The 14,254-nt window shown below is 45.2% G+C and carries 12 protein-coding genes; 10 read left to right on the top strand and 2 right to left on the bottom strand.

What is annotated here, in order from left to right:
- Window positions 1-62: 62 nt before the first annotated feature.
- The 10 genes from AAC978_RS00250 (at window position 63) to AAC978_RS00295 (ending at window position 10,292) form a co-directional block, all read left to right on the top strand.
- Window positions 63-1,469, top strand: a complete 1,407-nt coding sequence (locus tag AAC978_RS00250) for a reductive dehalogenase (protein WP_341545950.1) — start codon at window positions 63-65, stop codon at window positions 1,467-1,469.
- A gap of 31 nt (window positions 1,470-1,500) precedes the next feature.
- Window positions 1,501-1,806 carry a hypothetical protein gene (locus AAC978_RS00255; RefSeq protein WP_341545951.1) on the top strand — a complete coding sequence of 102 codons (306 nt, stop codon included), beginning with the start codon at window positions 1,501-1,503 and terminating at the stop codon, window positions 1,804-1,806.
- Between the two features lie 108 nt (window positions 1,807-1,914).
- Window positions 1,915-2,595: a 4Fe-4S dicluster domain-containing protein gene (locus AAC978_RS00260; RefSeq protein WP_341545952.1), complete on the top strand. Its 681-nt coding sequence runs from the start codon at window positions 1,915-1,917 to the stop codon at window positions 2,593-2,595.
- 1 nt (window position 2,596) lies between these two features.
- A complete protein-coding gene (locus AAC978_RS00265; protein ID WP_341545953.1) occupies window positions 2,597-3,532 on the top strand; it encodes a 4Fe-4S binding protein in 936 nt (311 codons plus the stop codon).
- 125 nt (window positions 3,533-3,657) lie between these two features.
- A complete protein-coding gene (spoIID, locus tag AAC978_RS00270) occupies window positions 3,658-4,602 on the top strand; it encodes a stage II sporulation protein D (RefSeq protein ID WP_341545954.1) in 945 nt (314 codons plus the stop codon).
- Window positions 4,603-4,787: 185 nt separating this feature from the next.
- Window positions 4,788-6,974: a DNA topoisomerase III gene (locus AAC978_RS00275; RefSeq protein ID WP_341545955.1), complete on the top strand. Its 2,187-nt coding sequence runs from the start codon at window positions 4,788-4,790 to the stop codon at window positions 6,972-6,974.
- 160 nt (window positions 6,975-7,134) lie between these two features.
- Complete coding sequence (locus AAC978_RS00280) at window positions 7,135-8,313, top strand: thiolase family protein (RefSeq protein WP_341545956.1); 1,179 nt, start codon at window positions 7,135-7,137, stop codon at window positions 8,311-8,313.
- 97 nt (window positions 8,314-8,410) lie between these two features.
- A complete protein-coding gene (locus tag AAC978_RS00285) occupies window positions 8,411-8,935 on the top strand; it encodes a murein hydrolase activator EnvC family protein (protein ID WP_341545957.1) in 525 nt (174 codons plus the stop codon).
- A 290-nt stretch (window positions 8,936-9,225) separates the two neighbouring features.
- Window positions 9,226-9,795 carry an HPP family protein gene (locus AAC978_RS00290; RefSeq protein WP_341545958.1) on the top strand — a complete coding sequence of 190 codons (570 nt, stop codon included), beginning with the start codon at window positions 9,226-9,228 and terminating at the stop codon, window positions 9,793-9,795.
- A gap of 71 nt (window positions 9,796-9,866) precedes the next feature.
- Entirely contained in the window at window positions 9,867-10,292 is a 426-nt protein-coding gene (locus AAC978_RS00295) for a universal stress protein (RefSeq protein ID WP_341545959.1), read from the top strand.
- 124 nt (window positions 10,293-10,416) lie between these two features.
- On the opposite strand, the gene AAC978_RS00300 is transcribed toward AAC978_RS00295, so the two are convergent.
- Both AAC978_RS00300 and nifJ read right to left on the bottom strand, forming a co-directional pair.
- A complete protein-coding gene (locus AAC978_RS00300) occupies window positions 10,417-10,602 on the bottom strand; it encodes a DUF3787 domain-containing protein (RefSeq protein WP_341545960.1) in 186 nt (61 codons plus the stop codon).
- Window positions 10,603-10,704: 102 nt separating this feature from the next.
- Window positions 10,705-14,229: a pyruvate:ferredoxin (flavodoxin) oxidoreductase gene (gene nifJ, locus AAC978_RS00305; protein WP_341545961.1), complete on the bottom strand. Its 3,525-nt coding sequence runs from the start codon at window positions 14,227-14,229 to the stop codon at window positions 10,705-10,707.
- Between the last annotated feature and the right edge of the window lie 25 nt (window positions 14,230-14,254).

Below are 14,254 nucleotides of genomic sequence, written 5' to 3' on the forward strand. Positions count from 1 at the left end.
GCTTAACATACAAAAGGTTTGCTACTTCTTAGCAGAAATCTAAAGTATGGGAGGCAGAATTTATGCCGGGGCAATTAACACGCAGACAATTGTTAAAAGCGATTGGATTTGCCGGAGCAAGCTTGACTTTGGCATCAACAGGTATCTTAGGCGCACCTGGAGTAACTAATGCTGCTGAAGCAACTGCAAAAGCACAAGAAAATGCTAAACGTTACTGGTGGGTAAAAAATGTTGATAAGCCGACTACTGAAATTGATTGGCAGCAGATGCAACGTTTTCGTGAATGGCAGACAACCAGAGGGAGTCTCGCCAAATACCGTGGTGAAGAATTCAATAAAAAGATGAATCAACTGCAAAAGGATAATCTGCTTAAGTTCGAAAAGGAAGGTGTACCTGGTTACACTACTAAAGATATGGCCTTAAAAGAGGCAGTGGGATTTGGACAACCAAAGATACAATTTATGGGCCCACAAACGGCTTCAACACCTGAAGAACGAGGAGTAGCTCGGTACGAAGGTACCCCAGAGGAAAATGCAAAGATAGTTACGGCAGCTCTCCGGCATATGGGAGCTGCAACAGTGGGCTTTGTTGAGTTAGAGACTGATACGACTCGAAAATTAATTTATGCTGAAGAACCAGCACCGAGTAAGAAGCCTATTGTCTTTGAAAACATTGAAGTAGGTTACGAAGACGAAAAAAAGCTAGTTATTCCTGAAAAAGCACGCTACACTATTGTTTTTACTGTTCAGATGTCCACTGAACTTATGAAGTATGGACCAACTGTACTCGGATCTCAGACAACTACTTTGAGCTATACTCGTTTGTACACTATTTATGCACAGCTCCATCAATTTATTAGAGCTCTAGGCTACAATTCCTACGGTGCTACTGCCATAAATGGTTTTGGAATTGGCCCGGCCTTGGCTGTCATGGCGGGTCTTGGGGAATTGTCGAGATTGAATCGAATTATTACTCCAGAATACGGACCCATGGTAAGAATTGCTGCACTCACGACGGATTTACCACTTGCCCCAACCAAGCCCATTAACTTCGGTGTTATGGATTTCTGTAAGGATTGTAAGACTTGTGCTGAGATGTGCCCATCGAAGGCTTTGAGTATGGATAGAGATCCTTCATGGGAAATTAAGGGAGAGTGGAACAGTCCAGGGCATAGAGCATATTTTGAAGACTCAGTGGCATGCAGAAATTACTGGAATCAATGTGGCACGAACTGCGGAATTTGTTTCTCCGTCTGTCCTTATGCAGTAGATGATGAAGCAAGCTTGCACAGGATTGTTAAAGGAACCATTGCCAGTACGACCATGTTCAATTCAGTACTTGTTTCTGCCGATCGCATGGCTTTCCCTGCACAGCCGGAACAACCGCTTAAGAACCCTGAAGATTGGTGGAAGGATATGAACTTAGCCGAGATGGGTATTGATACAAGAAGAGGCGGTCGTAGAATCTAGTATAAAGTATACAATTGATGGGGGTGAAGTTATGCTTTGGCTATTCCTAGGCATTATCATCGGATTTGGATTAGGCGTAGTACTTACACAGGTTAGAGCCGGACGATTTGATGTGAAGTGGTATCAATGGGTTCTTGCAGTAATATCTGTAGTTATGTTGCTACTCACTATAGAAAACTACTTAGGATTAAAGATGGAAATCGAATCCAGTGCGGCTAATTTTGTTTTGTGGGCTATGGGGTTACCTGCAGTTGTCTTAGGGGCACTCATTTGGATTATTCCCATGGTTGCAAAGAAAAGGAAAGCTGCTTCAGGTGGGCAAAACGTATCAGCTTAAGGTGTGCCATTAAAACTTCTTATTAGCATAGAGATTATCAAGAGCGAGGGTTGAATTTTTTTAACCCTCGTTAACTTATATAGATGATGACTGGTTTTGGAGGGACTCATGAAGATCTCTAGAAGAAGATTTCTGGAAAGGCTTGGTGCTATTTCTGCGTTAGGTATATTTGCCCCGTTTTCGATGGTAACTGCAGAGACTTACCAGAGGCCACCAGGGGCACTGAATGAGAAAGAGTTTTTGGCTCAGTGTATTCGCTGTCTCAAGTGTGGGGAGCAGTGTCCTACAGGTGCTATCACATTTAGTCAATCACTCAAGGGAGGGGTTATTGATACACCCATCCTAAGGGATAAGGATCAGTGTAATTTATGCATGAACTGCATTAGAAGTTGTCCAACGGGAGCCTTACGCCCTCTCACAGAAAATCCTGAACTACAGGCCAAGAAGGCCCAGAAGATGTATTCTAAGGAACACGACACACATCCAAGCTTTAACCTTGGAGTGGCTCAGTTGCAGAAAGATAAGTGTATTCTTTATCATGGTAGAAACAGAAAATGTCTTCTTTGTTATGAGGTTTGCCCGTTAAAAGATGAGGCGCTTTATACTGATGACCGAGGAAGGCCTATTATTAATAAAATAGTCTGTTACGGGTGCGGACTCTGTGAGATTGCCTGTCCCCCAATAGCTATAACCATGCCGCTCAGCCGGGAAGACAAACGTTCTCACGAGCTGTTTGAGAGAATCAATCAAGGTTCCTTTTACGAGAGTCGGCTCCCAAGGAGGACTTAAAATGCCAGTACTATGGCTGAGGAGACTGATACAGTTCGGGTCCCTTCTCCTAATCTTTATGATTCCAATCTATGAAAGCTACAAAAGCATCCTCTATCACATACCCAAGGATTCTATCGGCAATCTCTATCAAGAGGGGTTTGGCTCATTAGATTCATTTTTAAAAGGGGGTTATTTAGAACCGGGTCTACTCCTTCTCGATGGGTTGGTTGGATTATTATTCAATAATATCCATGCTGTAAAACGATTTCTTGATGGATTTAGTGGGTTCTTTTGGTCCATAACAATTGGTGGTTTTTCCTTTGTGGATCCTTTGGCCTCGCTACAAGTGCCAAGCAAAGAGTATTCTTGGGATGTGGACTTTTTGATATCGATTACTTTACCTATACTAATCGCCCTTGTTTTCGGAAGAGTTTTCTGCAGTTGGATATGTCCATATAATACCCTGCAGGAGCTTATTCGCTTTGTAGCGAAGAAACTAGGCGTTTCTGGGATAAATAAACAAGTATTAACAGACCACTATTTGCGTTATTGTATTTTAGGAATTGGTTTCGTACTCACAGTATTAGGTGTCGCTGTCTTTCCGTATATCTTACCTTATGTTCAACTAGGCAGAATTTTTTACTATTTGACCTTGAGATCAATTTTTTGGGTGGGTCTTATCTTTGTCATAGTACTTTTACTTGTCGACAGCTTTGTCCAAAAAGGCTTCTGGTGTAATTACCTATGCACTACAGGGGCCTTACTTAGTTTACTGGGAAGAAAGAAATTTGTAACTATTCAAAGAGACAAGAAAGTCTGTCTGGAGAGCTGCACGTTATGCGAAAAGGTGTGTGTCTGGGACTCACACCCCAAATTTGATGATGTGTCGAATTGTACACACTGCCATCTATGTATAAACCAATGTCCATCGAAAGCACTTAAAATTAGAAGTTAAAGAGAAGAAGTTAAGGACACTCATCTTATTTAATGATCAAGGATTCTTCTGCAAATATCATATTGTCCCTATCCTCAGCATAGTGTTAAGCATAGGCTTGGCCCAGGTGAGGAGGAGGGACTTTTGTGCGTAAAGAATGGCTGAAGATACTGGTTCTATTAGTTATCATCATCATATTATTTCCTTGGACGGTCCTCCGCTGGCATCAACAAGGAGAATTGAGCAACGAGGAGTTTACAATTCGGGTCCTCATGCCGGATGGTAAAGTCGTAGTCGAGAATCTGGAGGAGTATTTGATCGGCGTCGTTGCAGCAGAAATGCCCGCGGAATTTGAGGAGGAAGCCCTTAAAGCTCAGGCTGTTGCAGCACGAACCTATGCTGCCAAACGTATCACCCAGCAAACCAGCAATGGTGAAAACTATGATGTGGACACCACCGTTAGCACACAAGCATGGATATCGGAAAACCAGATGAGAGAAAAGTGGAAATGGCTGTCCTTTTGGCGTTATCATGGGAAGATAAAGGAAGCAGTTAATAGTACGAAGAATCAAGTGCTGGTCTTAAATGGACAATATATTGATGCCTTTTTTCATAGCAGCTCAGGTCGGAAAGATACTGAGCGTGCAGAGGATGTTTGGAGCTCATCTAGGCCCTATCTTCAAAATGTCCCTGCAGGAGAGGAAAACCCCAATCGTTTTGTGAAAAGCTACTCCTTTACTCCTAACAGTCTCTATCAAAAGTTGGGTGTCAATGGGTCGGTCAAAGCCTTTGCTGATTCGGATTTCACCATTTTAAGCGAGACAGCAACAGGGCGTGTTAAAGTAGTGCGGGTTCTGGGGAAGAACTATACCGGAGCACAGTTACGCCCCCTCCTTGGCTTAGCCTCAACAGATATGGAGATTCAACTGACGTCCCAGGAGCTTAAGATAACGACCTATGGCAACGGACATGCAGTAGGAATGTCGCAGTATGGCGCCAATGATCTAGCTAAGGCTGGACAAGATTATAAAGAAATTCTCCAACATTTTTACCCCGGCACTAAGCTACTCTTTTTAAAGAAAGCGACCTAGGATAAGGCTGGCTTGCTATTGTTTGTAGTGCAGGAAGCAAAAGGCTGTGTGGCTCACTGATGGCACGCGGCCTTTTAGTATTTCTGCGAACCCAGAATCGCTTGGTTTTAAAACCCTGTGTTATACTAAGTTATATGGGTATCACAAATACAAAACTCAATAAAAATAGCTATAGGAGAGAAACCATGGGAAAAAGTGTAGTCTTGACTGAAAAACCCTCTGTGGGACGTGATATTGCTAAGTTATTAGGTTGCAATCAGAAGGGTAATGGATGCTTCGTCGGCTCCAAATATATTGTAACTTGGGCCTTGGGTCACTTAGTAACCCTTGCTGATCCAGAAGCTTATGGGGATCGGTATAAAACCTGGCGACTAGAAGACCTGCCCATGCTACCAAAGCAAATGGAGTTAGTCGTCATCAAAGAGACATCGAAACAATATGCAGCAGTGAAGCAACTTTTACGCCAACCTGATGTGGATGAGCTCATTATAGCCACGGATGCAGGGCGTGAGGGTGAGCTGGTAGCTCGCTGGATTATTCAAAAGGCAGGCTGGAGAAAATCTATTAAACGATTATGGATTTCTTCGCAGACAGATAAGGCAATCAAAGAAGGCTTTAATAACCTCAAGCCAGGTAAAGCCTATGAGTCCTTATATGCAGCGGCAGAGTGCCGAGCCCAGGCGGATTGGTATGTGGGCTTAAATGTGACACGAGCTCTAACCTGTAAACACAATGCTCAGCTTTCCGCCGGAAGAGTCCAAACTCCGACCTTAGCGCTGGTAGTGGATCGAGAAAAGGAAATTCAGAAATTTATTCCCAAGGAATACTGGACCATCCATGCCCAAGGAAAGGGTTATTCTCTACGTTGGCAAGATAAAAGCAGTGGGCAAAGCCGGATCTTTGATGCGCAGAAGGTGGAGAATCTCCTGAAAAGGTTGTCAGGAAAGCAGGGACGTTTGGCAGACCTTAGGAAAGAGGCTAAAAAGGAGCTACCCCCACTGGCCTATGACCTAACTGAATTGCAAAGAGACGCTAATCGAAAATATGGCTATTCAGCTAAGAAGACTTCCTCAATTATGCAGCAGCTCTATGAGCATCACAAACTGGTAACCTACCCGAGAACCGATTCACGCTACTTGACGGAAGATATTGTGGATACAGTCCCAGAACGCCTCAAATCAATCGCAGTGGGGCCTTATGCAGAATTGGCTCGACGAGTTCTGCGTACCAAGATTGTTACCACGAAGCGATTGGTAGATAACTCAAAGGTCACGGATCATCATGCGATTATCCCCACCGAGCAAACCGTGTTCTTAGGCAAGCTTAGCCAGGAAGAAGCCAGAATTTATGACTTGATTGTTCGCCGCTTTATCGCGGTCCTATCCCCTGCCTTTGAGTATGAACAAACCACGATTAAAGTAGATATCCAAGGGGAAATCTTTACTGCCAAAGGCAAAATCGTGAAGCAGAGGGGCTGGCGGAACGCCTATGAGGGGAATGACTCTATTGATGAGGAAGGGGATCAGGAGGATCAAGAGCAAAGCTTGCCAGATCTAAAAATAAAACAAGATATTGAGGTGCTATCTATAAAATCAGCCTCAGGTAAAACCAAGCCTCCCAAGCGCTACACTGAAGCCACCCTACTATCGGCTATGGAGCATCCCGGTCAGCGACTGGAAGACGCCGAACTACGAGAGACCTTGGAAAAAACCAGTGGCTTGGGTACCCCAGCAACCCGCGCAGATATTATTGAAAAACTCTTCAACTCCTTCTATATGGAGCGCAACGGCAAAGAGATTATCCCGACCTCCAAAGGCATTCAGCTCGTTGGATTGGTTCCCGCCGAACTGAGATCCCCGGAATTAACAGCCAAGTGGGAACAACAACTTAATGAGATTAGTAAAGGGCGTGAAGACCAACAGCGCTTTATCCAAGGGATTAAAAACTATGCGACACAGCTTGTCGGCCAGGTTGTGGGAAGTGGCGAAACCTATCGTCATGACAATATGACAAGGGCCAAATGTCCAGAGTGTGGCAAGTTCCTATTGCAAGTTAAGGGCAAGCGTGGCGAAATGCTTGTCTGCCAAGATCGAGAATGCGGCTATCGGCAGGGTCTTTCCGTGCAGTCAAATGCCCGATGCCCTCAATGCCATAAAAAAATGGAGTTACGAGGGGAAGGGGAAAACAAGCTATTTACTTGCGGCTGTGGCTACCGTGAGAAACTCTCCGCCTTCAATAAGCGCAAAGAACAAGATGGTAAGGGTTCTTACAACAAAAAAGAAGTCAATCAGTACCTGCAAAAGCAAAAAGAGGTCGCTCCGGTGAATACAGCCTTAGCGGATGCTCTTGCCAAGCTGAAGCTTCCAAAATAAAGTCGACTACCATGCCCCATGCTCGAATTCTGATATTATTCCTCTGATGAACTGGATAAAGATTCAGGGTAAAGGTCTTTCCCTTTGGGGAGAGGCCTTTAATTTCTTACTATGAAGTTTGAATATTTTGAATTATAATACTTTTGAGAGGAGTGAGTTCATGGAAGAAGTTGTTATTGTAGGTGCCGCTAGGACACCCATTGGAGATTTCCAAGGATCATTAAAGGATATTTCAGCTGTTGAGCTCGGAATGATAGCGGTAAAAGGTGCTCTAGAAAAGGCTGGAGTGGACGCCAAACTTGTAGAGGATGTCGTCGGAGGAATGGTCTACAAGGCTGGGGTGAAGGGAAATCCCGCAAGGCAGATACAACTTGGGGTTGGTATCCCTCTTGAAGCTGCGGCCACTACTGTTGATCAGCAATGTGGTTCAGCTATGAGAGCTTTAGAGATTGCCACCCAACAGATGTACTTGGGTAAATCCGATGTCAGTGTGGCGGTAGGGATTGAAAATATGTCCCGCGCTCCCCATATACTGCTAAACTCCCGACAAGGTACAAAATTAGGACCTACTAATTTAGAGGATCATCTCACATATGATGCCTTAGTCGATGCCATGATGGGCTACCACATGGGTGTGACAGCGGAAAACCTCGCGGAGAGATACAACATCACTCGTGAGGAACAGGATCAGCTGGCCCACCTCAGTCATACTCGGGCCGTCGCTGCTATCCAAAATGGGTATTTCAAGGATGAAATCGTGCCTGTGGAAATAACCACCCGCAAAGGTACAAAGGTCGTTGAGGTGGATGAGCATCCGCGTGCCGATGTATCTTTGGAAAGCTTAGGAAAACTGAAGCCGGCCTTTAAGAAAGACGGAACAGTCACGGCAGGTAATGCTTCGGGGTTGAATGATGGTGCTGCTGCCTTAATCTTAATGACAGCTAGCAAAGCCAAAGAACTGGAAGTTAAACCGATTGCCAAGATTTTAGCGACTGCTTCTTATGGGGTAGCCCCGGAGATTATGGGGATTGGCCCAGCCTATGCTATTCCAAAGGCTTTGCAGTATGCCAAGCTTAAACTCAGTGATATCGATTATTTCGAAATTAATGAAGCCTTCGCCGCACAATTTCTCGCGGTAAATAGAGAACTGAATCTTGATATAGATAAAGTAAATGCCAATGGTTCGGGTATTGCCTTAGGTCATCCAGTAGGATGCACGGGTGCTCGTATCATCGTATCTATGCTTAGCGAACTAAAAAGACGTGGCGGAAAGTACGGCGTTGCCTCCTTATGTGTAGGTGGCGGGCCGGCTGTGGCAACCGTTATCGAGATGCTCTAGTAACTCAGAAAGATTTCACCTTCCCTTCCCTTGCCTTCCAGATTGTGGTCTATTTCTTCACTCTTTGGGTAAAGATAATCCTAGAGGTGATGTGAGTATGACAATCTGGAGAATCATGATATTGGTGCTGATGATAGGGGTCACTCTACTGGGAACGGAAGCTTTGCTTAAGGGCGAAGAAGTAGCGCAGAGCTCACCCACGCAGAGCTCACCTACTCTTCAAGCTCCTGCTAAAACGGTGAGCGATTTCCCCAGTCCTGTTCAAGGGAAACCTCTGCGGGTTGCTGGGGAATATTATTCTAGCGAAATGGCGACTATGCTTTTTCATCCGGGAACGGATTTTGCACAAGCTGAGGGAGCGGTTATTCGGGTTAAACATGAGGGCAGAGTGACCTATGCGGGGCCAGACCCATTCCTAGGCATTAAGGTTGAGGTAGATTGCGGAGAGGATTGGAGCGTAATCTACGGTGGCTTAAAAAACTTACGCGTGAAGGAAGGGGAATGGGTGCAAGTCAATCAAGCCATTGGCCAGATTGGCTATTACCCAGATATCTTTGGGGATATCGAACAGACTCATCTGCACTATGAAGTGTGGCAGGGGGATTTGGTACAGATTCCTTAGTTACAGTAGTACATTCGTAGACTTATACTCTCTGATATACCAACTCAAAGGGGACCGTTGCTAGCGAATCAACTTCGTTTGCAATGGTCCCTTTAGTATGGAACAAGATGATTCTCACTAAAAATCTGTGATTTGACTCACATCGGGAAAAAGTATTTTTAGGTAATATTGCCATATATTACGCATCCAGTTTATTTACTCTGTTGACCAAGTCTTCATACGAAGGGGATTCAATCCCTGCTAAAGTTTAGTTCAGTGTTCAATTTTTATTGAGAAAGGAGGGAATTAACTTGAATCTCTCGGATAGTGCCCAAATCCCCAAAAGTAATGAGAAGAGAAGTATACTTATAAAATATCTCATTAAATTTAAAGGGCATAAACGAATTACTCCCCTTGTCTCTCCTGCTCCTATAGACATTCTTATTACTTTATTTGGCACTATGTTAGGTATCTCGTTTTTAAGCATCTTGTTGTTTTTCTACAAAATGCCGATGTTAGCGGCTTCTCTAGGGGCCTCAGCGGTATTAGTCTATGGTGTTCCGGATGCTCCCCTATCTCAACCGCGTAACGTAATTTTCGGACATACATTCTCGGCGAGTATAGGCGTATTAGCCTATCAGGTTTTTGGAACAACATGGTGGTCAGTGACCTTAGGAACTGCCCTTGCATTATTCGTAATGTTATTGACTAAAACGACTCATCCACCAGGTGGGGCAACGGCAATGTTTGCTGTCCTCAATGGTGCCGGCCCGATGTATATTGTTGCCCCGATGCTCTTGGGCAGTGCAGTATTAGTTTTGATTGCAGTATTAGTGAATAATTTATCACCTAATCGAAATTACCCGCGCTATTGGTATTGAACGACAAATGCCGCTATTAAAGTGTGAGACTTCGGGCAGGTTAGTTATTAAGTTAGAGGTGGGGTGTTAATATGTTTACAAAGATTCTTGTCCCAACGGATGGCTCGGAGTATTCTCGCAGGGCATTATTAGTAGCCTTAGAGATAGGTAAAAAGTTTAATGCGGAGATAATGTTACTGAATGTGCTGATGACACCTGAAGCTCTGGGATATACCCTATCTGAGGATGAAACTGTAGTTCAACAGCAGTTTAGTTCTAATGGAGAAGCAACATTGGCTGCTACAACTAAAAATGTAGATCTTGAAGGAGTAAAGCTGACTTGTAGTCTAAAACCTGGTTATCCTGCATCAGTGATATTGAAAGAGATAATCAGTGAAAATATTGATTTGGTTGTAATGGGTTATCGTGGCTATACTTCGCTAGCCGGTACATTCATGGGGAGTGTAAGCCAGAAGGTCCTGGCAAAAGCATCACAACCAGTGCTTCTTATTAAATGAAATCCGGCTTCGTCGAACCTTTGAAGCACACATCCAAAAAGGCGAAGTCGCTGGTTACACTTAGGCTGGAGGAAAGTATAAATAAAGAGCGGGGAGGCCCCGCTCTTTTTTAATAACATATTTTCTAAGACAAAGAATTATTATCTACCCAGTCTTTCGCCTCATCGACAGAATCCTCCGTGGGAATGGCGACCTTGGATTCTGCTTTGAGTTCTTTGATCTCGGCTCGCCAAGCGGCAGAATCATGGCGTTCAATGGGATTGGCCATGAATTTTTCTTTAGGTTGGTTGTAGCTGCTTTTGTCGGTCATTACGGAACCTCCTTAATTGATGTCTCCAGTTTAAGATCGCAGTGTCATCCTAAGGGCGGGATGCCTGAGGGGTTTTTTCGGATGGCAAAGGATAAGCAGATTTTAATACTGCTGCTCTGCCATGCGTTTAAGGGTCTTATATTTATCCTGAGCGTGCTCCTCGGCGGCTTGGAACATCTCATCCGCAATTTCGGGGAAGACCGTTTTAAGGGAGGAGTAACGAATTTCGCCCTTGATAAAGTCTTGGAAGGAGTCTTTAGGCTCTTTAGAATCCAGCGTAAAGGGATTTTTTCCTTGATCCTTCAGGCGCGGGTCGTGCCGCCACAGGTGCCAGTATCCCGCATCGACAGCCTTCTTCATCTCCGCCATGCTCGTACCCATACCTGTTTTGATGCCATGGTTGATACAGGAGGCGTAGGCGATGATGATAGAAGGTCCTTTATAGCTTTCAGCCTCAGTAATGGCTTTGAGAGTATGGTTCATATTAGAACCCATGGCGACTTGGGCCACATAGATGTAACCATAGGTAGTGGAAATCAGACCCAAGTCTTTCTTGCGGACTTTTTTACCGCCAGCGGCAAACTTGGCGATGGCAGCAGTTTGGGTTGCTTTGGAGGACTGACCGCCGGTGTTCGAGTAGACTTCTGTATCAAAGATGAAAATATTGATGTCATCACCACTGGCGAGGACATGGTCTAGACCATTGTAACCAATATCATAGGCAAAGCCATCCCCGCCGAAAATCCAGACGGAAGGCTTGATCAGATAATCTTTTTTGGCCATGATTTCTTGGAGGAGGGGATTAGCGGAAATATCTTCTTTCCTGAGCAATTCTAATACACGGGCACTGGCTTTTTTGGATCCTTCCCCATCGCTGAAGTTATCTAACCAGTCTTGAAAGGCCCCCTTCAGCTCGGTGCTAATGTTACCCTCTAGACCCTGACTCATCAGTTGAGCGACCTTCTCGCGGATTTGTTTGGAGCCTAGATAAATCCCATACCCAAATTCAGCATTGTCTTCGAAGAGAGGATTCATCCACGCCGGACCTTTACCCTCGGCATTGGTGGTATAAGGGACAGAAGGTGCACTACCTCCCCAAATGGAAGAACAACCGGTGGCATTGGCGATGATCATCCGATCCCCATAAAGCTGGGTGATCAGGCGAGCATAAGGTGTTTCGCCGCAGCCCGGACAAGCTCCGTTAAATTCCAGAAGGGGTCGGGCAAACTGGCTACCGATCAAAGTTTTTACATCCAGGAGGTCTCGCTTTTCGGTGACCGTCATGGCGAATTCCCAATTCTCTGCTTCCATCTCAATGGCATGATCTGCAGGCTCCATGACGAGGGCTTTACCCGGTGCCGGACAGATATCGGCGCAGTTTCCGCAGCCAGTGCAATCCAAAGGAGAAACTTGAATTCGGTAATGATAACCTTCCAGCTTTTTCGAATTGGGTTTCTTAGTTTTGAAGGTGTCAGGCGCTTTCCCATACTCTGCTTCGTCTAATAGGAAGGGGCGAATGGTGGCATGAGGACAGACATAGGAACATTGATTACATTGAATGCACTTGTCAATTTGCCATTCCGGTACAACTACGGCAATGCCGCGTTTTTCGAATTTCGTCGTGCCCAAGGGGAAGGTTCCGTCTTCCCTACCGACAAAAGCGCTGGTGGGGAGATCGTCTCCGGCATGGCGTTCCATCGGACGTTGAATGGTCTTAACAAAGTCGGGTTCGTCTTTGACGGGCATATCCTCATCGGGAATGTCCGCCCAGGAGGCAGGAACCTTCACTTCAATGAGTGATTCAATGCCCTGATCCACGGCCTGCTCATTCATTTTGACAATATTGGCGCCTTTCTTGCCATAGACCTTGTTTATTGAGTCTTTCAAGTAGAGTATAGCGTCATCGATAGGTATGACCTTTGCCAGCTTAAAAAAGGCCGCCTGCATGACCATGTTAATTCGACCGCCTAACCCGATACCCCGAGCGATGGAGATGGCGTCGATTAGATAGAAATTGATCTCGTTTTTAGCCATATAGCGCTTTAGGGCCGCAGGGAGGTGATCTTCCACTTCCTCCTTGGTCCATGGACAATTCAAGACAAAAGTGCCGCCCTTTTTCAGACCCTTCAAGATATCGTAGTTATAGATGAAAGACTTATTATGGCAAGCAATATAGTCCGCATCAAAAACTAAGTAGGAAGATTTAATAGGATGCTTACCAAAACGCAAGTGGGAAATGGTTGTCCCACCCGACTTTTTGCTATCATATTCGAAATAGCCTTGAACATTGAGATTCGTGTTATCCCCGATAATCTTGATGGCACTCTTATTAGCACCGACAGTGCCATCAGAGCCCAGTCCCCAGAACTTGCAGCGAATGGTGCCTTCTGGAGAAGCATCAATAATTTCTTCTTCTGGTAATGAAGTGTGGCTGACGTCATCGACAATGCCGATGGTAAAGTTATTTTTGGGTTGGTTCTGGTTAAGGTTTTTATAGACAGCCAAAATCTGTGAAGGTGTCGTATCCTTCGAACCCAGACCATAACGGCCACCCACAATAAGGGGCCGTTTTTCTGTTTGGCTAAACATTTGGAGAATATCCAAGTAGAGGGGTTCCCCTGTGGAACCGGGTTCCTTTGTTCTGTCCAGGACTGCGATCTTTTTGACGGATTGGGGTAGAACATCGAAGAAATATTTCGAGCAGAAGGGACGATAGAGATGAACTTTGATCAGCCCCAGCTTCTCTCCTCTTTGGGCGAGGAAATCGATAGTCTCTTCAATGGTGTTGCATACCGAACCCATAGCCACGATGATGTTTTCGGCAGCAGGGTCTCCATAGTATTGAAAAGGATGGTACTCCCGACCGCTTATTTTTTTGAACGCTTTGAAATAATCTTCAATGATATCCGGAACAGCGTCATAGAAAGGATTAGCAACCTCCCGCCCTTGGAAGTAGATATCAGGGTTCTGAGCGGTGCCTCTCAAGACAGGATGATTGGGGTTCAGAGCGTTGTCGCGGAATTGTTGAATCTTCTCATAATCCACGAGCTTGGCGATTTCTTCATAAGGGGTAGTTTCAATCTTTTGCACCTCATGGGATGTCCTGAAGCCATCGAAAAAGTGTAGATGAGGAATTCGGGACTTAATGGCTGCCAGATGAGCTATGTAACCAAGATCCATGGCTTCTTGAACATCATTGGAGCAGAGCATAGCAAAGCCTGTTTGGCGGCAGGCATTAATATCGGCGTGGTCACCAAAAATGGAAAGAGCATGGGTGGCAAGACCCCGGGCACTGACATGAAATACTGCAGGAATCAGATTTCCTGCTATTTTATACATCTCGGGGATCATTAGCAGCAAGCCTTGAGAAGCAGTGTAAGTCGTTGTAAGGGCTCCTGCTTGGAGTGAACCGTGTACTGCTCCAGCTGCCCCAGCCTCGGATTGCATCTCTACAACTTTAACTGGTTGATCAAAAATATTTTTTTTGCTGTGGGCCGACCATTCATCGACTGCTTCGGCCATGGGTGAGGATGGGGTAATCGGGAAGATGGTCGCTACCTCAGTCAAAGCATAGGACGCTTCGGCTGCGGCCTGATTAGCATCCATCGTTTTCATTTTCTTTGCCACGAAACTACCTCCTTTAGACAATGAG

It is taken from the genome of Desulfitobacterium sp. THU1, assembly GCF_038181555.1.
In the GTDB taxonomy this organism is placed as follows: Bacteria; Bacillota; Desulfitobacteriia; order Desulfitobacteriales; family Desulfitobacteriaceae; genus Desulfitobacterium.

Excerpts from the sequence above, each read along its gene's own strand:
- AAC978_RS00250 (WP_341545950.1), top strand. The coding sequence starts at position 63 with ATGCCGGGGCAATTAACACGCAGACAATTGTTAAAAGCGATTGGATTT.
- AAC978_RS00255 (WP_341545951.1), top strand. The coding sequence starts at position 1,501 with ATGCTTTGGCTATTCCTAGGCATTATCATCGGATTTGGATTAGGCGTA.
- AAC978_RS00260 (WP_341545952.1), top strand. The coding sequence starts at position 1,915 with ATGAAGATCTCTAGAAGAAGATTTCTGGAAAGGCTTGGTGCTATTTCT.
- AAC978_RS00265 (WP_341545953.1), top strand. The coding sequence starts at position 2,597 with ATGCCAGTACTATGGCTGAGGAGACTGATACAGTTCGGGTCCCTTCTC.
- AAC978_RS00275 (WP_341545955.1), top strand. The coding sequence starts at position 4,788 with ATGGGAAAAAGTGTAGTCTTGACTGAAAAACCCTCTGTGGGACGTGAT.
- AAC978_RS00280 (WP_341545956.1), top strand. The coding sequence starts at position 7,135 with ATGGAAGAAGTTGTTATTGTAGGTGCCGCTAGGACACCCATTGGAGAT.
- AAC978_RS00285 (WP_341545957.1), top strand. The coding sequence starts at position 8,411 with ATGACAATCTGGAGAATCATGATATTGGTGCTGATGATAGGGGTCACT.
- AAC978_RS00295 (WP_341545959.1), top strand. The coding sequence starts at position 9,867 with ATGTTTACAAAGATTCTTGTCCCAACGGATGGCTCGGAGTATTCTCGC.
- AAC978_RS00300 (WP_341545960.1), bottom strand. The coding sequence starts at position 10,602 with ATGACCGACAAAAGCAGCTACAACCAACCTAAAGAAAAATTCATGGCC.